General features: G+C 48.3%; 21 protein-coding genes. 6 read left to right on the top strand and 15 right to left on the bottom strand.

All coding sequences use genetic code 11. The annotated features are described in order from the left end of the window. The first annotated feature begins 147 nt into the window (after positions 1 to 147). From BUA83_RS02650 to BUA83_RS02640, 3 genes are all read left to right on the top strand, one after another. The gene (locus BUA83_RS02650) at positions 148 to 711 is read left to right on the top strand and encodes a hypothetical protein (protein WP_072934614.1); all 564 of its coding nucleotides are present in this window, start codon (positions 148 to 150) and stop codon (positions 709 to 711) included. 7 nt (positions 712 to 718) lie between these two features. Beyond that, positions 719 to 2,077 carry an MATE family efflux transporter gene (locus BUA83_RS02645; RefSeq protein WP_072934613.1) on the top strand — a complete coding sequence of 453 codons (1,359 nt, stop codon included), beginning with the start codon at positions 719 to 721 and terminating at the stop codon, positions 2,075 to 2,077. A gap of 229 nt (positions 2,078 to 2,306) precedes the next feature. Beyond that, entirely contained in the window at positions 2,307 to 4,127 is a 1,821-nt protein-coding gene (locus BUA83_RS02640) for a prolyl oligopeptidase family serine peptidase (protein WP_072934612.1), read from the top strand. A 529-nt stretch (positions 4,128 to 4,656) separates the two neighbouring features. On the opposite strand, the gene BUA83_RS02635 is transcribed toward BUA83_RS02640, so the two are convergent. From BUA83_RS02635 to BUA83_RS02595, 9 genes are all read right to left on the bottom strand, one after another. Next, positions 4,657 to 7,170 carry an excinuclease ABC subunit UvrA gene (locus BUA83_RS02635; protein ID WP_072934611.1) on the bottom strand — a complete coding sequence of 838 codons (2,514 nt, stop codon included), beginning with the start codon at positions 7,168 to 7,170 and terminating at the stop codon, positions 4,657 to 4,659. 26 nt (positions 7,171 to 7,196) lie between these two features. Beyond that, positions 7,197 to 7,631, bottom strand: a complete 435-nt coding sequence (locus BUA83_RS02630; protein ID WP_072934610.1) for an Rrf2 family transcriptional regulator — start codon at positions 7,629 to 7,631, stop codon at positions 7,197 to 7,199. Between the two features lie 72 nt (positions 7,632 to 7,703). Then, a complete protein-coding gene (locus BUA83_RS02625) occupies positions 7,704 to 8,060 on the bottom strand; it encodes a cupin domain-containing protein (protein ID WP_072934609.1) in 357 nt (118 codons plus the stop codon). 331 nt (positions 8,061 to 8,391) lie between these two features. After that, positions 8,392 to 8,823 (bottom strand): peptidase C69 family protein, encoded by a 432-nt coding sequence (locus BUA83_RS02620; protein WP_072934608.1) that lies wholly within the window; start codon positions 8,821 to 8,823, stop codon positions 8,392 to 8,394. Between the two features lie 35 nt (positions 8,824 to 8,858). Next, positions 8,859 to 9,986: a C69 family dipeptidase gene (locus tag BUA83_RS02615; RefSeq protein ID WP_072934607.1), complete on the bottom strand. Its 1,128-nt coding sequence runs from the start codon at positions 9,984 to 9,986 to the stop codon at positions 8,859 to 8,861. A gap of 16 nt (positions 9,987 to 10,002) precedes the next feature. Beyond that, on the bottom strand, positions 10,003 to 10,719 hold the full coding sequence (locus BUA83_RS02610; RefSeq protein WP_072934606.1) for a 3'-5' exonuclease: 717 nt from the start codon (positions 10,717 to 10,719) through the stop codon (positions 10,003 to 10,005). A 232-nt stretch (positions 10,720 to 10,951) separates the two neighbouring features. Then, on the bottom strand, positions 10,952 to 12,097 hold the full coding sequence (locus BUA83_RS02605) for a glycerate kinase family protein (protein WP_234988201.1): 1,146 nt from the start codon (positions 12,095 to 12,097) through the stop codon (positions 10,952 to 10,954). Positions 12,098 to 12,110: 13 nt separating this feature from the next. Next, a complete protein-coding gene (locus BUA83_RS02600) occupies positions 12,111 to 13,451 on the bottom strand; it encodes a GntP family permease (protein WP_072934605.1) in 1,341 nt (446 codons plus the stop codon). A 71-nt stretch (positions 13,452 to 13,522) separates the two neighbouring features. Then, the gene (locus BUA83_RS02595; RefSeq protein WP_094756412.1) at positions 13,523 to 14,347 is read right to left on the bottom strand and encodes an MBL fold metallo-hydrolase; all 825 of its coding nucleotides are present in this window, start codon (positions 14,345 to 14,347) and stop codon (positions 13,523 to 13,525) included. Between the two features lie 441 nt (positions 14,348 to 14,788). On the opposite strand from BUA83_RS02595, the gene BUA83_RS02590 reads away from it, so the two are divergent. Further along, a complete protein-coding gene (locus BUA83_RS02590; RefSeq protein WP_072934604.1) occupies positions 14,789 to 15,703 on the top strand; it encodes a DMT family transporter in 915 nt (304 codons plus the stop codon). Between the two features lie 1,225 nt (positions 15,704 to 16,928). Here BUA83_RS02590 and BUA83_RS02585 read toward each other — a convergent pair. Genes BUA83_RS02585 through BUA83_RS02565 form a run of 5 tightly spaced genes read right to left on the bottom strand, consistent with a single transcriptional unit; the run spans position 16,929 to position 23,783 of the window. Then, positions 16,929 to 18,095, bottom strand: coding sequence for a CdaR family transcriptional regulator (locus tag BUA83_RS02585; RefSeq protein WP_072934603.1), 1,167 nt, complete (start codon positions 18,093 to 18,095; stop codon positions 16,929 to 16,931). Between the two features lie 16 nt (positions 18,096 to 18,111). After that, the gene (locus BUA83_RS02580) at positions 18,112 to 18,909 is read right to left on the bottom strand and encodes an EFR1 family ferrodoxin (protein ID WP_072934602.1); all 798 of its coding nucleotides are present in this window, start codon (positions 18,907 to 18,909) and stop codon (positions 18,112 to 18,114) included. Positions 18,910 to 18,958: 49 nt separating this feature from the next. Next, positions 18,959 to 20,287 carry a replication-associated recombination protein A gene (locus tag BUA83_RS02575; RefSeq protein WP_072934601.1) on the bottom strand — a complete coding sequence of 443 codons (1,329 nt, stop codon included), beginning with the start codon at positions 20,285 to 20,287 and terminating at the stop codon, positions 18,959 to 18,961. A gap of 57 nt (positions 20,288 to 20,344) precedes the next feature. Further along, complete coding sequence (ptsP, locus tag BUA83_RS02570) at positions 20,345 to 22,015, bottom strand: phosphoenolpyruvate--protein phosphotransferase (RefSeq protein WP_072934600.1); 1,671 nt, start codon at positions 22,013 to 22,015, stop codon at positions 20,345 to 20,347. Then, positions 22,008 to 23,783 carry a phosphatase PAP2 family protein gene (locus BUA83_RS02565; RefSeq protein WP_094756410.1) on the bottom strand — a complete coding sequence of 592 codons (1,776 nt, stop codon included), beginning with the start codon at positions 23,781 to 23,783 and terminating at the stop codon, positions 22,008 to 22,010. The genes ptsP and BUA83_RS02565 overlap by 8 nt, the downstream gene beginning before the upstream one ends. Positions 23,784 to 23,978: 195 nt before the next feature. Here BUA83_RS02565 and BUA83_RS02560 point away from each other — a divergent pair, with 195 nt between their 5' ends. Both BUA83_RS02560 and BUA83_RS02555 read left to right on the top strand, forming a co-directional pair. Continuing rightward, positions 23,979 to 24,383, top strand: coding sequence for a hypothetical protein (locus BUA83_RS02560; protein WP_072934598.1), 405 nt, complete (start codon positions 23,979 to 23,981; stop codon positions 24,381 to 24,383). Positions 24,384 to 24,408: 25 nt separating this feature from the next. After that, positions 24,409 to 25,293 carry a hypothetical protein gene (locus tag BUA83_RS02555; protein ID WP_072934597.1) on the top strand — a complete coding sequence of 295 codons (885 nt, stop codon included), beginning with the start codon at positions 24,409 to 24,411 and terminating at the stop codon, positions 25,291 to 25,293. Between the two features lie 54 nt (positions 25,294 to 25,347). Here the strand turns inward: BUA83_RS02555 and sdhB are convergent, their stop codons facing one another. Then, positions 25,348 to 26,100, bottom strand: coding sequence for a succinate dehydrogenase iron-sulfur subunit (sdhB, locus tag BUA83_RS02550; RefSeq protein ID WP_072934596.1), 753 nt, complete (start codon positions 26,098 to 26,100; stop codon positions 25,348 to 25,350). Positions 26,101 to 26,105: the final 5 nt, after the last annotated feature.

Raw genomic sequence — 26,105 nt, 5'->3', positions numbered from 1 at the left:
TTATAACATATTGTTATTACCTCTCGAAAGAGCGCAAGAGAGTTTTTGATAAATATTCTCAAAGGACTCAATTTCGTTTCTTTCACAATTCGTGTTATAATTAAGTTCAAAGGGTATGTAAACAAACCTTTAAGGAGGGTATGTTATATGAAACTTAAAGCGATTTTATGTGTAGGCGCCGCAGTTGTTTCACTTGCAGTTCCTGTGTCTGCAAAAGGCGATTCATCTGTTACGGAAGGCGTAACCAATCTCAGCGACTGGAACATCAGCATGTACCCGACGAAAGACGTATCGCCGGAGCAGCTCGAGGTCAACCGCTGGACGGAGCTTGTAAAGACAAAGGAAGCCGACTACGAGTACGAGGAGCTTTCCATTGACGCTGTTGAAGGACACAAGAATCTGATAAAAGTCAATCTGAAGGTATTTTTGAAGAACGGCGTTTTACTTGAACAGAAAAATCAGCAATACGCAGTTAAGCTCGACCATGACCGTTATTCACATTCCGAGGTACTCTACGTATTCAATACAAAGGAACGTACCTATTCCATCATACATACAAAGGACATCAGCTTCGGCGCTGTGCTTCTCGGCGAGACGGATACTCCGATTGAAAAAGCCGAGTTCAAGCCTATTGAAAAAGGCTCACCTGTAGAGACCGCATTCACTATGGCAAAGAAAACGTACGAGCAGATGAATCCGGTAATCTGGTAATACGTTAATGAAACACACAAATACTTGGATGGGTAAGGCACGGGAATTTTTTATAGTTCTCGTGCCAATTTTTGTGACGCAGCTTGCCCTCGTTGCGACGGGCTTCTGTGATACGGTCATGGCGGGGCACTTTTCCAGTGAAGACCTTGCAGGTGTTGCCGTAGGCGCGAATTTATATTTTCCGGTATTCACCACATGTATATCCGTTTTGTCAGGGCTCACACCGACCATTGTTCACGCTTACGGTGCAGGGAAACGGTGGTCGATTGTTTTTGCTGTGCGTCAGGGCTTTTGGCAGGCGCTTTTTATTGCCGCCGTCGTGCTCCTACTTGGATGGATTTTCGTTCCTGTTATCATCCACAGTCTGCAGCTCGAACCTCGTGTAGAATATGTCGCTATACATTGGATTCTCGCAATTTCCTGTGGCATGCCGCTGATTTTCTTGAGCGCTGTTCTCAGAAATCTTCTTGATGCACATGGCTTTACGCGTCTTACTATGCTTGTCACGCTTATTACTGTACCGATAAACATAGTCGCAAATTTCTTTCTTGTATACGGCTGGGGCGGTTTCCCCGCCCTCGGTGGCGTAGGCTCAGGTATAGGCACAGCGGTTGCCTACGGCATCAATCTTCTCCTGAATGTTTTAATCACGCTTTACGTCACGCCGTTTCGCAATTATCACATCTTCCGCCGTTTCATGCCGCCTCTCTGGGGCGCGTGCCGACGTCAGCTTGCACTTGGCCTGCCTATAGGCGGAGCCATTTTCTGTGAAGTGTCCATTTTCAGTGCTGTCGGGCTTTTCATGGCAGGCTATGGCACAGCCGTTCTCGCTGCGCATCAGGCGGCTCTGAATTTCACTACACAGGTATATATGATTCCGCTGTCCATAAGCATGGCGCTTACGATTCTCGTTGGCTATGAGCTTGGTTCAAAGCGGCCTGTTGACGCGAGAAAATATGCCCGTCTCGGACGTATCCTTTCTCTCATTGTCGTCGGTATTGTCGCAGCGCTCCTTATACCTATGCGCAGCATTATATCCGCAATATATACCGAGGACCCCGCGGTTCACGAGCTTCTTCTCGTATTCCTTGCGTACACCGTGGGAATGCAGCTGGCTGATGCTCTGAACGCTCCGCTTCAGGGAATACTTCGTGGAGCAAAGGATGTCCGCGCGGCATTTCTTTTGTCTGTAATATCAAACTGGGCAGCTGGTCTTCCAATCGGATGGCTGCTGGCTGAAAAATTTGATTTTGGCCCCTACGGCTATTGGATTGGTCTCATAGCAGGCCTTTTGCTTGGCGGTATATTCCTGAGCATGCGGTTCTACTTTGTTGAAAAAAAATGGGATGTAATGTACGGAAAATAAAAACCGCCTTGTCAATCCGTATAACCTGTGTTACAATGTCCTGGTTAAAGTTTTGCCCAAGGCAGACTTTCCTCTTTTGACGAGTTTTATTTAAAATAGCATAACGGCTGTGTAGGAGCCGTGCTGCAGCAGCAGCAGAAAATCGACGTGGAAAACGGATAGGTGTTTTCTGCCCTTTTTAGGGAACGTCGATTTTTTTATTGCTTAAAATAAATATGGAGGTATGATTATGCGCAGATTTCAAAAAATATTGGCACTATCCTTAGTGGGGACGGGAGCATTTATGCTTCCTGCCCCACTGCCGGCACAGGCAGCGGCCGTGCAGTCATGTGAGCTTCAGTCAACTGCTACAGTTCAATGCCTGCAAAAGGTTACAGCCGTAACTCACGTATATGGCAGTGGAGAGCAGGTTGACGAGGCTATACTGGAATACCCGAAGGAACTTTTGCCGTCATCCGTAAAGTCCACAGACTTTGCCGTTACAGGCAGGGAGATAGCGTCTGTAACAGTAAACGACAAGCCTGAATCTGCAGGCAAATCAAAGGCAGGACGTTATGTCATTTTGCATTTTGTCACAAAGAACAATGTTTATGACGGCGACTTGAGTCAAAAACCCGGACGTCCGGAAAAGCCACTTACGGATAAGGAGCGCAAAGGAACGGATGCCCCAAGACGCTCCAACAGGAAGCTTCCGGATTTATCCCTCCGGGTGCAGCAGCTGTGCTCCCTTACCGCAATTGACGGAACAACGCTTGCCCCACTGACTTTAGACGCAACAGCAATAAAAGAACCGGACATAGAGCGTTTCCAACAATATGAATACACCGACAAGCAGGTAGGTGCCACGATTCCCTATAGTCTGTACCTGCCCCGAAACTATGACCCCAATAAGAAATATCCGCTGCTGTTCTTCGTGGCTGATGCCAGTGCAAACATCAACGCCGTAAAAACACCGCTGTTTCAAGGCAACGGCGCCACCATTTGGACCAGCGCCGGCGAACAGGCAAAACATGAATGCATTATTCTTGCGCCCCAATATACTGCAGATTTGGTAGAAAAAATAGGCATGATGACTACTGATGAAAATGTATGGACCCCCGGTCTTACGCTTGTAACCGATTTACTCCATGACGTGATTGAACGTTACAGCGTAGACAAAAACCGCATCTACGGCACCGGCCAGTCTCAGGGCGGTATGGCCAACATCGCCATAAGTGATAAATATCCGGATTTGTTTGCCGCACAGTGGCTGGTGGCTTGTCAATGGAATGTTGAGGAAATGGCCGCCATGAAGGACAAGAAACTCTGGATAACCGTCTGTGAGGGTGATCCAAAGGCCTTTCCCGGCATGAATTCCGCCACAGACCTTTGGCAATCACTTGGCAGCAAGGTTGCACGGAACAACACCTTCTGGGACAGTCATGCTGACTTGAATGAAATCAATAGCAGGGTTAGAGAAATGGCTGCAGAAAACGCCAACATAAATTACTCCGTTTTTGCCGGAGGAAACCATATGTATACCTGGTCATTTGCCTATGATATTGAGGCTATCCGCGACTGGCTGTTTCAGCAGCGCAAAGATGACAGCCGGCAAGGTCATCGCAGCTTTCTTGCCAAAGCTTTGCATGATGCCGGACTCGCCGCCTACAACGCCGGTGACTATGAAAAAGCTCTCGAAAATTTCACTGCTGCCAACAGCAAAGGACACATGAAAGCTCCACGTTACATTGGCCTCTGCTACGAACACGGTTACGGCGTAAAAGCCAATACCAAGGAAGCCGCCAAATGGTACGGCATCGCAGCCGAACGTGGCGATATCACGGGCACGTATTATTTAGGCCGCTTATACGAAACCGGCAGCGGCGTTCCCCAGGATTACAGCAGGGCGTTGACCTTATACAAAAAAGCTGCCCAACGCGGTGACATTATCGCCGCACCGGCCATGGCAGCTTTGGGACATATGTATGAAAATGGACTTGGCGTAGAAAAAGACATGCAGAAAGCCCAGGAATGGTACGCTAAAGCTGAAGCCACCGGATATAAAATGTAATCTAAATTATTCTGCAATACCAGGAGACTAATCATAATGACCATACTTAATAAACTTTTATTAGCTATATGTCTTAGCATAATTTCTTCAAGTTCCATCTGATGACCTTTTGCCAGCCATGGAATGGATTTTGCCCAACATAAATAACAGCATAATTCATGAACCTAAAACAGTAGTTTGCCTGTTCATATTCTGCTTCATAAGTTCTCCCTGCCAGTAAGACTATCCGTCCGCAAAAATCTTCATCCAGGATTTCCCGGTCTGTCGCTTGCTCAGAAGCCTAAGCCGGCAAACCAGCTGGCTGTTTTTGTGTTTTTTTCTCCGATCAGCGGATAAAGTTGGTGGCTTGCCACGGCTCTTTTTCCGGCAGACCAAACATCGTAAACACTCCCCCATATAGCTTTTCCCGAAATACTCTTAGTGATATTTTACCAAGACTTTCCCGAAGGAAAGAGCTTTTCCTGCTATCACATAAATTTTTAGCTATAGAGAATAGCCGCGTATTCTACTGTAGGGAACTCCAACCATGTCACCTCATGATTTCCCGTGCGATGTATTTGCCTGTAATGCTGTCATTAGCAGCCGCTACATTTTCCGGCGTACCGCAGGCTACGATGCGGCCTCCTTTTTCGCCGCCTTCAGGGCCCATATCTATAATGTAATCCGCATTGATGATTACATCCAGATCATGCTCAATGACAATTACAGTAGCTCCGGCTTCCACCAGACGGTCGAAGACCTGCAGAAGTACCTGCACATCCAGGGGATGCAGACCAATGGTCGGTTCATCAAATACAAACACCGTATCTTCCTGTGTCCTGCCCATCTCACTTGCCAGCTTCAGCCGCTGGGCTTCGCCGCCTGAGAGAGCGGGAGTATCCTCCCCCAATGTCAGATAGCCAAGGCCTAAATCATTAAGGGTTGAAAGCTTCCCATAAATCTTCTTCTGTTTTGCAAAAAGCGGCAGTGCCTCCTTTACGGTCAGGGAGAGTATCTCCGGCAAAGTATAGCCATGCTCTGCACCTTCTGCCTGCCAGATAACATCTTTAACTTCCTCGCTATAACGCCGCCCATCACAATCCGGGCAGGTAATTGTCACATCAGGCAGGAACTGTACATCAAGTGAAATCTGTCCCGTGCCGTCGCAGGTGGGACAGCGCAGTTTGCCTGTATTATATGAAAAAGCTCCTGCTTTCCATTTTTTCTCTTTGGCCGCAGCAGTGCCGGCATAGAGCTTGCGCAGTTCATCCAGCACGCCACTATAGGTTGCCACAGTGGAACGGATGTTGATGCCGATAGGCGAGGCATCAATCAGATTAGCCCTGCGTATACCCTCGGCACTTATGACTTTGACCTGTGGCGGCAGCTTGTCTCCTTCGATATTGGCCGTCAAAGCAGGAAGCAGACACTCAAGCACCATGGTAGTCTTACCCGAGCCTGATACACCTGTCACCACCGTCAGCCTGCCCTTGGGAATATCCACCTGCAAGGGCCTTACCGTATGCAGCTGATTCGTTTCCAGATGGATGGTGCCCGGCTCAAACATCTTTTCCAAAGACGCACGCTTCCGCAGGTTGCAATTTGCCCCACCGCGCAGGAAGGGTGCAATCTTGGAAACTTTGCTCTCTGCTGCCGCTTGCATATCCCCGGCAAAGAGCAAACTGCCCCCTTCGCTTCCGGCCAGCGGCCCGAGTTCAATCATATAATCGGCATGCTGCAGCACATGCACATCATGGTCAACCAGAACCACGGAATTGCCGTCCCTGAGCAGGCTGTCAATCACATCCAGAAGCCCTTCGATATTAGCCGGGTGCAGACCGATGCTGGGCTCATCGAGTACATAAAGCACACCTGTGGTTTCATTTCGCACGGCTCTTGCCAGCTGCACACGCTGGCGCTCGCCGGTAGAAAGAGTACTGCTGGCACGGTCAAGGGATAGATAGCCAAGGCCCAGCTCCTTCAGCCTGCGGGCGTTATCCAAAAAGGACTCGGCGATGCTTTCGGCCATAGGACGCATTTCCTGAGGCAGTGTATCCGGCACAGCCTTTACCCAGGGAATCAGCTCATCCAAGGTCATGGCTGTGGCCTCGGCAAGATTTTTCCCTGCCAGTCTGGTGGAGCGCACCTTAGCCGAGAGCCGCGTACCCTGACATTCAGGGCAGGATGCCTCATGCAGGAATTTTTCCACCCGTTTCATGCCTTTTTCGTCCTTGACCTTCGCCAAAGCATTTTCCACCGTATATACTGCATTATAGTAAGTGAAATCCATCTCTGCCGCCACATTGGTCTTTTCATTGACATAGAGGATATGTTTTTTCTCTGCCGGGCCGTGAAAGACAACCTCCTTCTCTACGGGGGTCAAGTCACGGAAAGGTACATCAATCCGCACGCCCATCTCCTTGGCGATATCCTTCATCAACGACCACATCAGCGTCTGCCAGGGAGCCACCGCCCCCTCGGCAATGGACAGGCTTTCGTCCGGCACGAGACTTGCCTCATCAACCGTACGCACAATCCCTGTCCCTGAGCAATGCGGGCATGCACCTTCCGAGTTAAAGGCCATAGCCTCAGCTCCGGGACCATAAAACTCCTCGCCGCAGACCGGGCATTTCGTTGGCAGCATCAGCGCTACATCCATATTTGGCGGACAAAGATGTCCATTGGGACAGGTATGGCTTCCCAACCTTGAAAATAACAGACGCAGGCTGTTAAGCAACTCCGAGGCTGTGCCAAATGTACTGCGCACCCCCGGAACACCCGGACGCTGATGGAGAGCCAGAGCTGCCGGTACATGACGGATTTCTTCCACGTCGGCTTTGCCGGCTTGCGTAATGCGGCGTCGTGTGTATGTAGACAGTGCCTCCAAATAACGGCGTGAACCTTCCGCGTACAAAGTCCCCAACGCTAACGACGATTTTCCCGAGCCGGACACCCCGGCAATGGCTACCAATTTTCCAAGGGGGATATCCACATCAATATTTTTCAGATTATGCACGCGAGCACCTCTGACGATAATATTCCTTGGACGTTCTTTATCGCCCATGTCCAACCCCTCCACTTAAATTACGTTTATTGCTGCTTCTCTTCTGCCTTCGCTACGTCAGCCAGCAGGTCTTCCAACGTTATTTGTGAAAAATCTGCCAGCATATGTTCCTTGACCGTCGACAAGCGGCTTCCCAGCACCAGCTTGATATTCCTCCCCACAGGACAACGTGGATTTGGATTGTCCTGAATATGGAACAAATCCTCATCATCCTCCACGGCCTGAAAGATATCCTGCAAGGTAATATCCTGCGGCTTCTTCATCAGCTTTGCTCCACCGACTCCGGCAGCCACTTCCACCAACCCGGCGTTTCTCAGCTGCCCCAAGGTCTTGCGAATGATAACCGGGTGAACATTGACACTGGAGGCCAAAAAGGTTGATGTGGTTTTAAACATACCGCCAAATTTGGCAATACAAAGCAAAATCTGTACTGCCACCGGCATACGAAACGAAAATTGCACAGTATCATCCCCATAAAAAAATCTCATTGTAAGACATGTTATTACAATGAGATCTTTTTTGTCAATCAGGGTTTACTGTTCAATACCGGCATCGTCAGCGGTGTATTCCTCCAAAGAATTTTCCCGTACCTGTATGCAAATATAGCTTATGCCCTCATCAGCGGCTGCAGAGAACTGGCGACGGCCAGCCGGAGAAATGCGCAGCCAGTCACCGGCTTTAAGTTCCACCGTCTCACCATCAATCACAGCCTTGCCTTTGCCACCCGTGATAAAGTAGATTTCCTCATTCTTCTTGTGATAATGCACAAAGGGAACGCCGGCTCCGGCGGGCAGATTATTTACGCTTATCTCAGCGCCCGTCAACTGCAATTTGTCATGAAGCTCCGTCCGTGCATCATTTGCCACACTTACCTTCTTGAAATTTGTCATCTTACTCTCCTCCAAATACTTTACTTATATTGTTGTAATCACTTCGACTACAACAATATAGTACTATCACCTCGATGTAATGTCAATAGTTACAACAATAAAAAAATCCTTCCTCTCCTCGGAAGCTGAACTGGTTCTGATCAATCCATTCTTACCCGGCCATCGAAATATCTACTATCGAAAAAACTTGTCCCGTTAAAGTAAATTGTGACAGATTATGATATACAAAAGGATGGGCAATTTTTAATTTATTGATACCATATCAAAAATGCCCTAAACACCATAAAATGATGCTTAGGGCATTTGAGCTTAAAATTTTTCCGTATCCGAGTTAATATTTTTCTACATTATCAGCCTTTGGGCGGTGTGCTTCATCGTAATCAATATGATGATCACCGTCGTGGACAATGAGAAGATTTCCGTAGAGATTTCTCCAGTCCGCAAGAGTTTTTTCGGCGTTTTCTCTAAGCGTTTCGGCAAACTCCTCTGCCGACTGTCCTTTGGATTTTTCCACAAGCTCCATTGACTGCTTTTCATATTTCTTTGCAGTTTCAAGCACCTCGGGCTGAAGCGCGCTGTAATATCCACGCGTAAGCATCGTCACCTGCTGCGAAATCCACCATGCTTTTTCAAGGTCGAATTTTGTCCTGTCGGCTTTATTATACGCTTCAGGCATCGGGGCTACGGCGAATGGGATGTAAACGCTTTCTGCCGGTGCATTCATGGAAATCCAAAACATAGGAGCAGGAATTTTATCGTTCATCTGTGTTATCCACGTATACGCGATATGACGTCCCGTTATACTTCGCTCCCATTTACTGTCGCCGTAGCGATACGGTGAAGCAAAGAGCCCTGCCCCATATCTTTTTTTCTGTCAAATTCCGTGCCTTCGTAGGCATCGCGGTGAATATCCATAATCTCATCCAACGTCAGTAGATGGTCCGGCTTAATTGAGAACGGGTACTTATCCGTATCCCATTCCTTAACCTTGGGCGGAAGCTTGGCGGATGGAGCTGCAAGGCTCAAGGCACGCCAAACACGACGCAGTGAATAATATGGATGATAATCCTCTACGGCCCGCATAGAGAGCACCCAATCCAGATTACCTTTTTTGTCGTAAGCTGCCCAGCCTGCTTTTCTAAGCATTTCCGGAAGTCTCGGATTGTATATCTGATCAGGACTGTCTTTTTTTATTTCCCGTATCCGGAACTGGTTGGCAGCAACAAAAAATTCTCCGTCAGGAACACGCTGAGCAATCCAAAATCCACCTTTCCCCGATGGAGTCGGCTGCATCTCCAGCACCCAGCCTTCTTCCTTATCTGCCACCAGAAGTGTTTCTCCTGTTCCCCAAAGGCCGTATTCGTCAATAAGACTGCCCATAAGCTTAACGGCTTCACGTGCTGTACGGCAGCGTTCCAAAGCAACGCGTCCAAGCTCCGAGGCGTAAAATATGCCATGTCCTTCCTTAGGTTCAAGATATTCCAGATGCTTTGAGTTATTTGTACATTCACCCAGCATAAGCCCATGCTCGTTCATAACTCCGTAATCACTGTCAATATAGGCATAGGTGTGCGCAGACTCCGGAATTTCTCCCAGCGGTTTTGTCAGTTCCTTATCGGGATAGTCATATGACTCAGCACGCTCAGGGGCGACAAGACGCGGATTGCCGTAGCAATTATATTCAGGCAGGTCATCCCATGCAATAGCCGCAGGATATACCTTTCTTTTGCTGCCGGGTGCGTGGTCCTTCGCAGGTACGTAAACAATACAGGGATCACTTGCATAAGTATCGTTTGAATGAGTGACATAAGTGCTTCCGTCAGCAGCCGCTCCCTTTGTGATAATAGCCGTCGTGCATGCCTCTGACGCTGATGCTGACATAAATAACGCACAGGCTGCAATGGCCAGAACAAAGCCTTTTTTCATGCGATTAGTCTCCCTTTCATCCAATTTGTGGGAGTATTCCATCTCTTCCCTCATTTTTCATGAATATCCGTAAGAGCTGATAGGATGCATAGGCATCTGCCAGCGCGCGGTGATTTTCGGTAAGTACAACGCCATATTTCTGCAGAAGCGGTTCAAGACCGAATTTTATCACCGGCGGGTCCGCATCATCCAGCAGTCTGTGCGCCATACGTTCAGTATCCACAAAATATTTGTAAAAATTATAGCCTTTCAGCTTGAAGCGCTGTCGGGCAAGATTCAGCTGTACGATATCATTATTTCCTATGGAGTGTCCAAGCAGGATACTGTCTCCCACAAAATCAAAAAACTCGGGCAGGACCTCCTGCAGTCTGCGTTTTCCCACTAACTCATCAATCGTAATGCCGGTAATCTGTGTAACGTATTTATTCAACCTTGTTCGCGGGGTCATCATCTCATGAAACTCTTCTGTTTCCCCTGTTTTCAGGTTGATTTTTACAGCGCCGATTTCAATGATGTCATCCTCTGAAAATCCTGCGCCCTCAAGGTCGAACGCAGTCAGATAATCAGACGGCAGCATTCCGCAGTTATGTTTTTCCAGCAGTATTTCCCTGCGGTTGACCTTCGCCAGGATTCCTTTTCTGAACTCTGCCCGCGCCTGCTTGCGCTTAAGTCTTTTTTCCTTTTTCTCTTTGGCTTTTTTCTCCTCAGGAGTCAAAGCCTCCATATCATTCATCAGAGTATACTCTTCCTTTGTTTCTTATTTGTACTGCACTTTTACATTTTATCACACCGGGCCGCAAAAAACACTGCTATACTGTACCAATTACAGCTGCCCCGTTGAAAAAAGAAAGGGGCTGTGAAAAAAGCAACAAGAATGCCTTCTCCTTTAGGGGAAGGCAAGAAATACTTTTTTCACAGCCCCAACAACTGCACACATATTATTTAACAATTTTGCAAAAAAAGCTTCAATGCATACCCTGAAGCTTCAGCACCTTCAGTATATTCCCCATGACAGCGCGGAGATTGTCTGCGCTTTTGGGTGCAGCCTCCGAAAATGGAACTGCCTGTCTGTTGATACTGAATGCCGCGGATATGCCGGCTTCTTCCATTTTTTTGCGGTCTGTATCAGCTTTTACCGCTCCGGCCACAACTATAACAGGAACGTTCATCTGCTTCGCGCGGCCTGCCACTCCGCTGACAACCTTACCCATAAAGGATTGGGAATCAAAGCACCCTTCACCGGTGAACACAACATCGGTATCATGAAGCTTTTCGGTGAAGTGAACTGCCTCCAGCACAACATCTATCCCGCGAATCAGCTTTCCTCCGAAAAAAGCTGCCGCGCCTGCGCCCATTCCTCCGGCCGCTCCTGCACCCGGTATATCGGCAGCATCCATTCCAAGGTCACGTTTCACAACCGCGGCGAGATGACTAAGGCCGTCATCAAGTAAACGAACCATGGCTGCATCAGCACCCTTTTGCGGACCGAACACCGCGGCGGCACCGTTAGGCCCGCAAAGCGGATTTTCTATATCGCACATGACAGTCACACGGACATCCTTCAGAAATTCAGCACATTCCGACGAATCAATACGGCAGATATCCTTCAGCGTTGAGCCAACCGGGATGAATTCCTCATCCTTATCATTAAAAAACTTTACTCCCATAGCCGCGGCTGCTCCACAGGCTCCATCATTTGTTGAGCTTCCGCCAAGGCCAAGGATAATATGCTTTGCGCCATTTTCCACGGCGTGCCGCATAAGCTCTCCAACACCGTAGGTAGTGGTCTTCCCTACCTCACGGCGTTTTCCCACAAGAGGAAGTCCCGCTGCGGCAGCCATTTCCACGACTGCCGTTCCGCTCGGCAAGAGTCCGTAAAAGGAAGGAATTTTATCAAAGAACGGCCCTTTTACCATAATCTCCACACGCTCTCCTCCAAGTGCGTAGAGGAAAGCATCTACCGTTCCTTCTCCACCGTCGGCAACAGGAACAGAAACAACCTGTGCCTCAGGAATTTCCTCACAGACAGCAGCAGTCATTATATCCGCCGTCTGTATCGAGGAAAGCGTCCCCTTAAAGGAATCGGGGATGACTATAATTTTTTTCATCATATTCACCTATCCGTCAGCAGAAAATCAGTGACAGGATATAAACGAATACAACTGTCGTAATACCTTCAACGAATGTAACACCTGTCTGGCATTTGTACGCGATATTTGTGGACATATCAGAGAACTGCGATACAACCCAGAAGTAGGAATCATTTGCATGAGATACGCACATGGAGCCTGCGCCGATTGCCATTATAACGAGAGCCTTGCCCATTTCGCTTTCCAATCCAAGGGACGGCATCAGCGGAGCCACCATAGCCGATGTAACAATCATGGCAACTGTGGACGCACCCATTGCAGTCTTCAGAAGAGCAGCAATAATGAACGGAAGGAATACACCGATTGAAAGGGAAAGCAGCGCGCTGGAAAGAGCATCAGCCAGCGGCAGAGTCTTAAGGATTGCACCGAAGGAACCGCCTGCGCCCGTGATAACAAGAATGGAAGCAGAGTTCAGGATACCCTGGCACATCCAGTCGAATTTATTCTTGGATTCCGAAACAGGAATCAGCGTCATTGCAAGGAAAATACCGATAAGAAGTGCGATAACCGGGTCACCGATGAAGGATGCGAAGGTTTTAACCGCGCCCTCTCCCAGCGGATGGGACGGGAAATCAGCAACCGACTTAACAGCAATGAGAATAATCGGAAGAATGATTGGTGCGAAGCTATGGACAACACCCGGCAGACGGCCGTACTTTTCCATGAGCTCCTCAACTGTAAACTCAGGGTTTGCAGGAATCTCATACTTGGATGCAACCTTTTTCGCATAGATAAGGCCTGCAATCATAGCCGGTACAGAAGTAATAAGACCTACGAGAATAACAAGACCAAGATCAGCGTTGAGCGTACCTGCCATTGCAATCGGGCCAGGTGTCGGCGGTACAAGACAGTGAGTTGCATAAAGGCCTGCGGAAAGAGCAGTACCCATAACAGCCAGGGAAACATTAGAACGGTCAGCAAGAGCACGTGCAATAGGGGAAAGAATTACAAAGCCCGAATCACAGAATACCGGAATACCCGTAACGTAACCTGTAAGGCCCATTGTAAGAACGGAACGCGCCTTACCGACAATACCGAGAATAGTATTTGCCATTACAAGCGCTGCACCGGTCTTTTCCAAAATCGTACCGATGATAGTACCTGCAACAATAACGATACCAATACTTGAAAGGATACCTCCAAAGCCGCCTTTGACCGTGGAAATAACCTTGTCAGCCGGCATGCCGCATACAAGACCTACGAAGATGGATACAAGCACCAGAACAACAAACGGATGCTGTTTGAACTTGCTGATGGCGACAATCATAATAAGAACAGCTAAGAAAATAACGCCGCCCATGAACAATCCTGACATGAATAAAACTCCTCTCTTAATTAAAAGCAAACAGAAGCAGTTTCCTCACTGCACTTCCGTTTCACGCCCGATTAAAATTCGAGCATATCCCCCGTTGACAGAACACACCCTGCCGCCGTATCCTGCTCAAGACGGCTTCTGACTGCATCCCCTGAGCAGTGGCAGAGCGCCATGCGCTTCAATCCCATCCTGTGAAGCTCCGCAAGCGTCTTATCAATCCGCTCCGCGTCAGCTTCCTTCAGATGTGTTCCACCGACCACGCTGTATACAGGCAGTCCCAGCCGCTTATGAACAGCCGTTACCATGTTGAGGATTCCCGGATGCGAGCAGCCCGTAACAACTGCCACTCCGTCCCCTTCACGAAGGACAAGACAGATTTCATCCCGGAAATCGTCCCTGTGCTTATCCTCACCGCACACGAAACGCTCAGGAATCGTCTCCATTGCCTCGTTCCTCGGGAAATTTCCCATCAGCCATGCCGAATCATCAAGCTTTGTAAGCTCTCCTACTTCACATGCCTTAATGTTCCATTCCTTTAAATCTTCCGCGGAGAAACCGGCGCCGAGGTATGTATACTTATTTCCCTCAGGAGCAAACGCAAACTTTTCCTGCCAAAAGCCATGACCGATATAGACTGATGACGGAGACACATACTCTCGAAGAGCAGGAAAACCGCCTGCGTGGTCATAATGCGAATGGCTGATGACCGCAAACCCGACTTTCTTCAAATCTGCGCGCATAAAAGCCGCGTTGCGCCATGCAAGTCCGCTGGCACCGCAGTCAAACACAAACGTGGACTGAGGTGTCTCCACATACAGAGACAATCCATGCTCCTTTCCAAGAGCAAGATGCTCAGAGCCGGTATCTTCAACCAGCACCTTCATGGAAACTGTCATACAATACCCCCCTCAACATTATTTTAAAAGGATTGTCTTTCATTATAGAAACCTGTTGTGTATATGTCTATGTTATCTGTAACATATATGTGCCAACTATTTTGTTATTTATACCATAACGTAACTTCAAATTTTCATACAGTGTTGCTACGGTATGGTTTCATTTATAAGTTTTTATCTTATTCTTCAAAACTCAATAATATATTTTACGCATTTTTTCTTTTCACACACAATTTCTTTACCCTTGTCAATTCACAAAATCAACCATATTTCGTGACAAAAGTATTTTTTTGCATAAAAATAAAGACAGGTTTCTAAAATAAAGTTCTTTACATTGCACGTAAACAGAAGACTTTGCCATAAAATATTTCTAGTATTATTATATAAGCAGTCTTCTATTTAGATTAATCTTGTTATTGTCATTATTTAAGGAGTATTCTCTTGCGTAATTTAATTATAGGTTCAATTCTTCTTTCCCTTGCAGGCAGTATCTGGGGAGCAATGTTTATTGCTGTCCGTTTCACTGTTGGTGTCATCACGCCAACGGCACTTGTATGGCTTCGCTACGGAGTCGCTCTCGTTCCAATCATATTGATTATGTTGTATCAGAAGTCATCATGGAAAATAGAACCCAAGGACCGAAAGCTTCTGCTGCTGTCGGCTCTTACGGGGCACACACTGTCTATAGTAACGCAGGAATCAGGGACTATGCTGACATCGGCTCAAATGGGCTCTGTAGTAACCGCGGCAACACCTGCCTTTATGGTCGCTTTCGGCTGTCTCATACTGCACGAACGCTTCAATTTCAGCCGTCTGCTTTCTGTTGTACTGGCAACAGCCGGTGTTCTTCTTATAGTAGTTGATCCCGAAAACCTGCAGACAGGAAGCCTTATGGGCGGTATATATCTTATTGTCGCAGCAGTTACATGGGCTTTTATGTCAGTCCTTATAAAGCTGCTCCACCGCTATTCCGCTTTTACCATTACTTTTTACAGCGTGCTCATCGCATTTCTTGCGCTGACTCCATACGGGCTGTGGTGGCTCATCAGTGAGGCAGATTTTGCAGCTATGGCTGCGCCGCATATATGGGGTTCCGTATTATACGTCGGAGTTATTTCAACTACAGCAGGTTTTGTTCTCTGGAGCAAGGGACTTACCTACATGGATGCTTCCATAGGCGGACTCTTTATGTTCTTCCAGCCCATAGTCGGTACTCTTTTAGGATACTTGCTATTGGACGAAGCCATAACAAGCTATTTCGTTCCCGGTTTTCTACTGATTGCAATAGGCGTCATACTTGCCATGAAAGGCGGCAATACCACTGCCGCAGAAAAACTGGCCCGCAGCAAAACGTGATGCCGTAAAATTTTCCCACTCAGTGGGCAGTACTCCTTCAGATTGGTTGAGTTGAGCGATTGTCACTTTTGTGACCATCGTATTGGTCATAAGGCAAGAAATACATGAATGCGAAATGTGCAAAAGCTATTTCGAAAAATCCGTTATAGCAAAGCCCCGTCTGAAACATTTTTATGGTTGGACGAAATATGAAATATATCGGATTCACTTTCGGAAATCGGATAAATATCTTATGTTTCGTTATAGCGAAACCTTGTATGCGAAGGGGCTTTGCCCCTTCACACATCCCCACCGCAGGAACTACGTTCCCGCTGGACACCTTTCTTTTTAACGCTTCGCTTTTTTCTTTTCCCGCGGCGTGATTTTATTTTAAAGCGAATTGCACGTCAGCCCGCGAATTTACTGTCGTGACAGAGCCAATTAGGGACAAATCGTTGTGTAGAGATGAATAATATAGGACATGCCTCTATGTAAAAAACTATCACTAATTGGCTTCAGTAATACAGTAAAGACGCGGGAGACGGAGTGTGCAGATTGCCAAGAGCGAAAAGCCGCGGGTTCCCCGAGCGACGAAGGAGCGGTTAAATAAAGGGGACATGGGGGAATTCGTCCCCCGTGTGGGGAAGCCAGAAGGGGCAAAGCCCCGTCTGAAAGAAGTTTATGACTGAAATGAGTATGAGATATTTGGAAGTTATTTATGAAATATAGTATAAATTTTTTAAATTTCGCCATAGCTGAATATCTCTTGCAACGGGGCGTCGCCCCTTCGCCCATCCCCACCGCAGGAACTACGTTCGTTGAACGAGGGTCACTTTTGTGACCATCGTATTGGATAAGAATATTGATGAGATTTATTATCCCTTCATATTGACAGTAAAAAAGGAACAGGATACAATTTAGACGAAGCAGAAGTATATCTGTTAAGTTGCTCGCTAACGGTCATGCGAGTAATAAATGGATCGTTGAAAAGTTGCTCGCTAGCGGTCATGCGAGTAATAAATAGACCGTTAAAAAGTGTAAAAGCCTCCTGTTTTTATTCAGGAGGCTTTATTTATTGTTGTTGAACGATGGTCACTTTTGTGGTCATCGTATTGGTAGCGCATATTGTGTTTTTTAGTACACATCGCAAATATTAAGACACTTCCCCATACAAACAAAACGGAGAGCATCTTTGAAGTCTTTGCTTCGTTGATACTCTCCGTTTTTTGTTATGCCGTTTGAAATTTTATTTTTCTATCCCCACATCCTTGCCTCTCTGTGTTTCATCAAAGAACATCAGCGCCATGGCAAAGACTGCAGCTTCTCTTGGCTTTCTTATATCATATCCTGTCAGCTGTGCGATGCGGTGCAGCTTGTACTGAAGCGTGTTTTTATGAATAAACAGCATTTCTGATGCCTTGGTCAGTGAGCCGTCGGCTTCGAAGTACGCCCTCAATACCTCCATGACAGGTTTTCGCTCTTCTACGGTGTATGCGTGAAAAATTTTATGAAGGTAGTCGAATTTCGTCTGAGTTGAAATTTCCTGAAGGAACATGCCAAGGTCAAGTCGGCTGAAAAGGACTATTTTATCTTCCTTATTTGCCGCGATACGCCATGCGCGGTCTGCCTGCCCGTAGGCCTCATGCATATTGCGGCTCAGTCCGTCGATTCCCACGCGGAGGCTCTGTCCGAAGCGCTCGTGAACCATTTTCCTAAGCTCCTTCGCGAGCGCCATGAGCTTGTCGTCATCCTCCTCAGGAAGAAGCAGAATCTGACGGGCTGCATTTCTTAGTACAAGGGCAGCCGGAATCCTGTGAATTATTTCCAGTACAGCATTTTCAATGTTTTCAATGAGCTCCTGTCCCGGCAGGGAGTCAATGTAGTCCTCCACATCATCCATACTTACGACCATGACACGCCGAGGTCTTGTTATGTCGATACCAAGCTGACGTCCGCGTTCCTCCAAAAGAGTAGGCCGCAGAATACCCGCGCCCAGTACCCAGTCCTCAAGAAAGCGGCTTATTACACGAAGGTCGAGACGTTTTTCGTCCTCACGCTCACGTTCTCGTATGAGAATTTCCGTCATTTTCTTAACAATCTGTCCAAAGCCTATGACCTGTTCATAGTCACCAGTTACGCCGATTACCCCGACAATATGATGCTGGTACTCTATGGGGAGATTTATGCCGGCACGCATGGGCGGTACGGCTTTTTTTGCCGCTTCCGCAGTAACATAAAGCTCAGAAAGCTCCTCGTCTATGATGCGTTTGGCGGCTTCATGAAAGCTCCCGACACGATTTTTGTCCGTACTGGCAATGATGACTCCCTGCTCGTCCATCATGTTGATATTCTGTTTTACGATAGCACCGATTTCCTCAACTATATCCTGTGCCTGACGGGCTGCGAGAAACATTCAGAGAGCCTCCTGTTTATTCTTCCACGTTGCGGGACATCAGCAGCTCCTTGGGCTGGATTCCCTTATGACGGTAACGATGCCGTTTTTCCGTTTTTGGGCCTTTGTTTATGGCATGCTGTGGACATATATGAAGGCACGCCAGACATTCCGTGCAGTTATGCTGCCAGACGGGCTTCCCCTCAGGGCGCAGGATGTTGCCAACAGGGCAGACATGCTCACACATGCCGCAGTGAATACATTTTTCTGCGTCACATGTGAAATCCTCATCCAGCATTTTCTTCCTTCCCATCCACTCCGTTCTGAATTTCGTCATGGCCTCAGGAAGGTACTCCCAGACTGAATGCGGGCTTTCCGCTTTTACATAGGCGGTGATTTTCTTCATCATACGGCGCGCCATCCACTCGCGGATGCTTATACGCCAGCCTGAGGGGATGTCATTCATCATTATATAGTTTGAAACACGACGCACAAACCACGCCGCATCAAGCTTTCTGCCCTGAGCTTCCAATATCCCGTTCAGCGCGATAAACGGAGTCCCCATGAAAGGAACGCCACAGGTGGCGATTGCAAAAATATAACGCGCCTTTGATACGTCAACACGGCGCAAAAAATCTTCCACTACCATCGGGAGTCCGAAGTAATGCATCGGAAAAACAAAACCTACCCGCTCCGCGTCTGCAATTATCTCGTCATTTCTAAGCTCCTCAGGCATAGAGCGCAGGACGACGCCGTCAATGGCATCGCGAAGCTGTCTTGCCGTATAAAGAGAATTGCCTGTTGCCGAAAAATAATAAATGACCGTTCTGTCCATCTGTCTTTTTCCTACTCCCTAAACTCTTACACAAACCTCAAAGTATTTCTTATCCCTTCCAGCCGTGCTGGCGTTTCCATGCCTTGAGTTCTTCCATGCGTGTCTTAAACCGCGGCTCAAACCCCTGATCTGTCGGGTGATAATAGGTACGCCCGATAAGACTGTCCGGCATGCACTGCATGTTGGTAACCTTCTCCTTCGTGTCATGAGCGTACTGATACCCTTTGCCATATCCGAGATTTTTCATCAGCCGCGTCGGTGCGTTTCTGATAACGAGGGGCACAGGCTCATCAAGCATTTTCATTGCATCATCCCGTGCTGCAAAATATGCGCTCTCCATAGCATTTGATTTCGGTGCAAGAGCCATGTACACAGCTGCCTCTGTAAGATGAACGTTGCACTCAGGCATACCGATGAAGTGACATGCCTGATAGGCAGCAATCGCTATCTCCAAAGCACGCGGATCCGCCAGCCCTACATCCTCTGCCGCGAACCTTGTAATACGACGTGCTATAAACAGTGGATCCTCCCCTGCTTCAAGCATACGCGCCAGCCAGTAAACAGCCGCATCAGGGTCGGAATTTCTCATGGATTTATGAAGCGCTGATATCAGGTTATAGTGTTCCTCGCCATTTTTATCATAAAGAAGTGACTTCTTCGATGTGCACTGCTCTATAATTTCTTTGGTGACGACAATTCCCTTCTTTGTGACATCACCGTTCAGAACAACCATTTCAAGTGTTGAGAGCGCGGAACGGGCATCACCGTTGGCAAAATTTGCTATAAGCTCAAGGTCATCATCATCAATTACGACCTTTTCATTTCCGAAGCCGCGCGGATCGTGAATAGCACGCTTCAAAAGCTCTGTGATGTCTTCTACCGTGTGAGCCTGCATCACAAAAACCTTGCATCTGGACAAAAGAGCGCCGTTGACCTCAAAAGAAGGATTTTCCGTTGTCGCGCCGATGAGGACTATGCTTCCCTTTTCCACGAAAGGAAGGAACGCGTCCTGCTGTGCTTTATTGAAGCGATGTATCTCGTCTACAAATACTATAGTGCGGTCGCCATAGCGTCGATTTTCCTCTGCCTGCTGCATTACTCCGCGTATTTCCTTTATTCCGCTTGTTACGGCGGAAAAATCTATAAAAGAGGACTTGGTCGTATGTGCTATTATCCGCGCCAGCGTTGTCTTTCCGACTCCCGGAGGCCCCCAGAATATCATAGAGGATATTCGGTCAGCCTCGATAAGACGGCGGAGCACCTTGCCTTCACCAATCAGCTGCCGCTGTCCGACGAACTCATCCAAGGTCTCGGGGCGAAGCCTTGCCGCCAGCGGCTGTTCTGCCTCTGGCGCCTGAAAAAGTGAGTCCAGCTCCATTCCGCCGCCTCCTTTCTTTTTAAATATCTGATATTTGATAGTATAGCAGAAATCATTCTATTTCAAAAATTCCCGTACAGCTTTCGCGTCTTCAAGTGAAAGCGCCTTTTCGAGCTTTTCTCCCGCTTCCTCCGTAGAAACCTTTTTCAGCGCGCTTCGTACACGAGAAAGAGAGCCTGCTCCCATGCTCAGGGCAACACGCCCCATAGCCGCAAGTATAGGCGCAGCCAAGGCATCTGATGCAATCTCACCGCATATTGTCACAGGTATGCCTGCGGCATTGGCCGCTTCAATCGTATGTTTGATGAGACGAAGCACCGCAGGGTGAAGCGCATCGCCTATATCAGCTACAGCCTCATTAGTGCGGTCTGCCGCAAGTGTGTACTGCGCAAGGTCGTTGGTGCCTATACTGAAAAAGCCTGCATGCTTCGCAATATTCTCAGCACAAACCGCCGCGGCAGGAGTCTCTATCATAGCGCCGAAATTGGGAAGAACTGCTTCTTTGCCCTCTTCTTTTAATGCCATAAGCTCTTCCCCGGCAATCACCTTCACCCTGTCAATTTCCGACGGATTCGTGACCATTGGAAGCATCACGGCACAGTGACCGCATGCCGCCGCGCGAAGGAGCGCACGAAGCTGTGTTCTGAGAACCGATTCATTCCGAAGCTCTGCCCGTATGCCCCTGACACCGAGGAACGGATTGTCTTCCTTTGGTATTGGAAACGCAGGAAGCTTTTTATCACCGCCTACATCAAGAGTACGTATTATACAGGGAGCTTTACCGCACGCCTCGACTGCTTTTTTGTACGCTTCATACTGTTCTTCCTCATCAGGAAGACTGTCCCTGCCTATAAAAAGGAACTCTGAACGGAACAACCCTATTCCCGAAGCACCTTTTTTCTGTGATTCAACTGCTTCTTCCGCATTTCCGACATTGGCACGGAGTGTCACCTCTGCACCATCTCTCATGACTGCAGGTCCGTGCAAAGCCTCTTCTGAAACAGCTGTTTTCTCTGCCTTCTTTATTTCTTCTGCGGAAGGCTCGACAATAACAGCTCCACATGAACCGTCAACGAGAACCTCAATGCCTGCGGAAAGCTCTGAAAATGCCGTTTCATTTAGTGACACTGCAGGTATGCCACGCTCACGTGCCAGAATACACGCATGTCCCAGGGACGTACCTCCGCAGAGAATGATACCTGACAGCTGCTCCTTTGGAACAGCCGCAATCTGTGCAGGCTCTACATCCACCCCTGCAATAATGACCTTTCCTTCAGGTATTGCTTCACGATTGCCTCCGCAGAGCTCTGTGGCGACCTCGTGCGCAGCCTGACGCACATCAACAGCACGTTCCTTCAGATATTCATCATCAATGGCAGCAAGGCACTTCGCCTGTTCCTCCGCTGCCTGCATAATGGCATCCTGAGCACCGCTGCCCTCTTCAATCAGCTTATCTGCTGCCTCAAGAATCAAAGGATCCTCAACAATCATGGCATGTGCCTCAAGAACGTCAGCCTGAGCCGTCTCTCCTCGTTTTCTTGCATTATCTGCCAGACTGTTCATACGTTCAGCTGTGCGTTTTACGGCTGAATCCAGTTTTTCGTGCTCACGCTGTGCATCCTCTTTTTTGTAGCCTTCTGCTATTTTGCTGATTCCTTTTGCAGGAAACCACACCGCACCAAAAGCGATACCTTCGGAGGCCCCTCTTCCCTTCAATTCTTTACGCATTTGGATTCTCCTCATTTTCCTTTTTCACCATGAGCCAAAGTCCTTTGCCTTTCTTTTGCACCTCTGCCTTAAAACCGACAGGAAGTCCTTCTATCTGAACACGGCTGAAATCACCCTTGATACCCTGCTGTGCGTGAAGAATTTCCCGGGATTTCGGCTGCCATTCATTTGAGAGCACAATACGAAGCTTTCCGTCAATACGGGCCCTACCTGATACATTAATGACATCCTGCGGGCCTCCGATTGTAAACACCATAACCGAATCCTTTGATACCTCAAGAGAATTCAGGATATCAAATGGACCATTGACGCATTCAGCCATGATTCCGCCGTTCACATCTACCCTTCCGCTTCCAAAGGCTGTGCGGTCTGCCGCCTCAAGGACACCTGACTCTATTCTCGTTCCGCCTTTATAGGTGTTCTTCCCTGCCAGCACCAGAGTACCTGTTCCGCGCTTTACAAGACTTCCTTCTCCTGTGATATCATTCCCCCATGTATCACGCGCCGAAAAACCGCCATTCTGCATATTCATTGTTACGACAGTCTCAGAGAGAAACGCGCCATAGCCGTCTGCCGCCGCGAAAAGATTCAGTCTGCCCCAGCCTTCTTCATCATCACATACAGGATATCCGGAGGAAATCCCCGTGGTGTAAAGCACCGTGCGAATCTGATTCTTAGTAAGATACGGGAAACGTGTTTCCAAAAGCACCTCGGCGCCCTTAGGAACAACCATTGGCTTCGTCGTGTCCCCGACAGTCGGGAAATTATATGTCAGCCGCTCAGTATAAAGAGCACGGTTTTTCTCCTTATCAGAAAAATCATCCGGTGCATCCGGGTCCGGTACGAGATAAGACTGAGCCGCTTCGTATGCCGCTCTTTTCATCTCAGCATTCTCCGGAGCATTGAAAAATGCCGCTGCATTTGCCGTACCAATCATACGTCCGCCCACCACATCAAGGCAGTTATGACGTCCCATGCGGTTACGGCTGAATCCGATTTCCGAGGCCCGTGTCAAAAATTCCTGATAGCGCTGCGGAAACATATAGGCATATCCAAGTCCTATGAGGTAAGACCGCATCGTATGACCGCTTGTATAGCCATAGTCTTTTTCCGATTTCTTTTTAACAGCGCCTGCCACATAAGGATTAAGCTTGACAGTATCAGAACGTCGGAAAGGACGAAGATAGCGAAAGGCTTTCTTCACTACTTGCAGTGAAGGCAGGTCCGTCTCCTGCAAATATTCCGCAAATCTGACACACGCTCCCAGCTCCGAATCGGGATTGCCTAAAGGATTTTCCGTTAGGCGCTTCGGCAGCTTATCCGCCCCCTTCTCCGGAAGCTCAGTCTGAATCGTGTAAATACCGGAGCCTTCCACATAGGAAGGCAGATAAGGCCCAAACCCGGTTATCAAACTGTAGCCGTAATTTCTACGCTCATCAAAATAATCTGAAGCCTCCTGCTCCGGTGTTCGCTCGTTGGTATATTTCTCCAAAAGATGCAGATCGTAATCGAGAATATCAGGGCGCAAACGTTTCCCGGAAAACCCGTCCTCTCCCGGTTCCCAGTAATTGAAAAAATCCTTTACGATGCGCACCGCAGGATTAGTCTCCGGCGACAATCTACCCTCAGATTCACTATTGTAGGTATCAACATAAGCTCCATAGGAAAGCTGCGGCTCATAAAGATTTTCCTCCGCCTGTGCCGCAAACGACGTATTTGCAGTCAGCAATGCCGCCAATAACAATCCTGCCGGTTTCTTGAATTTCACTATCTCCCCTCCTGTTAGTCATCACAAAATCTCCCCATATTATTATACGCCAAAATCAGAAAGAGTTCTTTACTATATTATTATTAAATCATAGGGCAAAATGACCATACGGCAGAATTGACAGGGTTAAATGCCGACGTTTAGAATGAAATCAGAATCAAAAAAATACATTTACGTCACAAAGGAGGGTACCCCATGAAATCATTCGCAGCCAAATTTTTCACACTTCTATTCTTAACCCTGGTTATCACAGCTGTAATGCCCACGTCGGCACAGGCTCGTCCCACCATCAAGTTCAGTGTTGAACACGTCTATCTGCATGAAGCCGGTGAGGCAGAGATAGTCGGCTACTTCGAAAATGTCGGTGACCAGGCTGCCTACGTCAAATGGACAGACATAGACCTGAAACTCTTCGCTGACAACGGGCAGGAAATGTGGTCTGATTACGGCATCCGCCACTCTGTAGACGATGTATATGTTCCCGCGCATGAATACGTGGCGTACACCTGCTATATACAGCATCCGGATATCCCCGAATATCATGGAAAATATCGTTTCCGCAGTCATACCGTCACACATTGGGAAAAGTCAGCAGGCTGATAACAACTGAAAGGAGCAATGGTTTATGATTTTGTATGAGAAAATACGCAAATGCATTCGTCCTGCGCTTGCATTAGGATTTGCGGGATGTCTCTTCGGAGGTGTCGCCGCAGCCGAGTCCGCGCCCATCCCTCCCGAAATCGTCGTCACCGCCGCTACGAAGGCCCTCACCGCCGCTGAGAGCAGCATTCAGCCCATTGCCGGTACGTGGTATGAGGCTGACGTTCCAAACGCGCGCATGCTGACAATCTATGCGGACGGAAAATATGAAGCCGTCTGCAAGAACGGCAGCAAGTCCTTCGGTGTTGTGATGGTTACTGCTGAGGTACACCCTGACGGCTCCAAATCTCTTTGGTACTCATTCTATGAGGAAGGCGGTTTGAACCTTGAGGACGAGGGTACCGCTTCCCCATGGTTTTCCGTTTATAAAAGTGCATTCGCGCTTCGGGCGGCTTTCCCAAAGGAGAAAAATGCTGCGGTGCAGACTGATCTCCGCTCAGGTCATGACGGCGCAATACACTTCATGCGCGACCCCAAGGATGTATATCACGCCACAAGCAAAAACGTAAAGGCCGAGGATTATCTCGGAGTATGGGCATACGGCCGATGCTATGCCACAGTCAGCCGTGATAAGGAAGGCTATCGCGTAGAGCTTCAATGGGCAAACAGTGCCGCGGAGGGCAGCCGTTGGATTTATTCCTGCACCTACAACAGCTATTCCGGGCTCATGTTCAGCAACAATGACGGAACACGCATCGACTACATCTACACTGATGACGGCAGCGGAACAGACAACACGGTCTACGACGACGGCAAAGCTTTCTTCATTCTCCGTGACGGCAAGCTGACATGGCTTGACACCAAGGAAAACACAGGAGACGGCTTGGAGCTTCGCAAAATTCCACAGTAATTATGAGTCAAAAAAAGGACACGGCCAAAGCCGTGTCCTTTTGTAGTGCGTATATCAATGATTGAAGATGTTCCTGAGTGCCTGTTTGTTGACATCGCGGTTGAGCTGTGCGATATACGTCGTGAGCTTGATTCCCTTCGGGCAAGCCTCGACACAGTTCTGGCTGTTTCCGCAGCTCGTGATGCCGCCTTTTTCCATCAGGACGTTCAGACGCTGTTCTTCGTCGTACTGACCTGTCGGATTGATGTTGAACAGGTATGCCTGTGCCAGCGGAGCAGGTCCGATGAAGTCGGACTGCGGTCCGACGTTCGGGCAAGCCTCGAGGCAGCAGCCGCACGTCATGCAGTGCGAGATTTCATAAGCCGTAGCAGCCGTGTACGGGTTCTGGCGCGGAGCCTCGTGAACCTTCCACGTACCATCGACGTTAATCCAGCCCTGAATACGCTTCAGGCTCTCGAACATAACCGTACGGTCAATCAGAAGGTCTCTGATGACAGGGAACGTACGAGCCGGTGCAAGGTGAATCGGCCATTTAAGGTTATCAATAAGTGCGCAGCATGCCTGCTGAGCTTTTCCGTTGATAACCATCATGCATGCGCCGCAGACCTTCTCAAGGCAGTTGCACTCCCATACGACCGGAGCGACTTTCTTGCCGTCTCTGGTCACTGGATTCTTCTGAATCTCCATGAGCGCCGCAACAACGTTCAGTGAAGGACGATAAGGTACATCAAATTCCTGCGTATACGGTTTGCTGTCCGGGCCGTCCTGGCGCTCGATCACAAATGTTACAAATTTCTGTTCTGCCATTCCAG

Origin of the sequence: Schwartzia succinivorans DSM 10502 (assembly GCF_900129225.1) — a bacterium.
GTDB classification, from domain to species: Bacteria; Bacillota; Negativicutes; order Selenomonadales; family Selenomonadaceae; genus Schwartzia; species Schwartzia succinivorans.
Note: the sequence above shows the minus strand (reverse complement) of the source record. Positions and strands in the feature narration are given on the sequence as shown.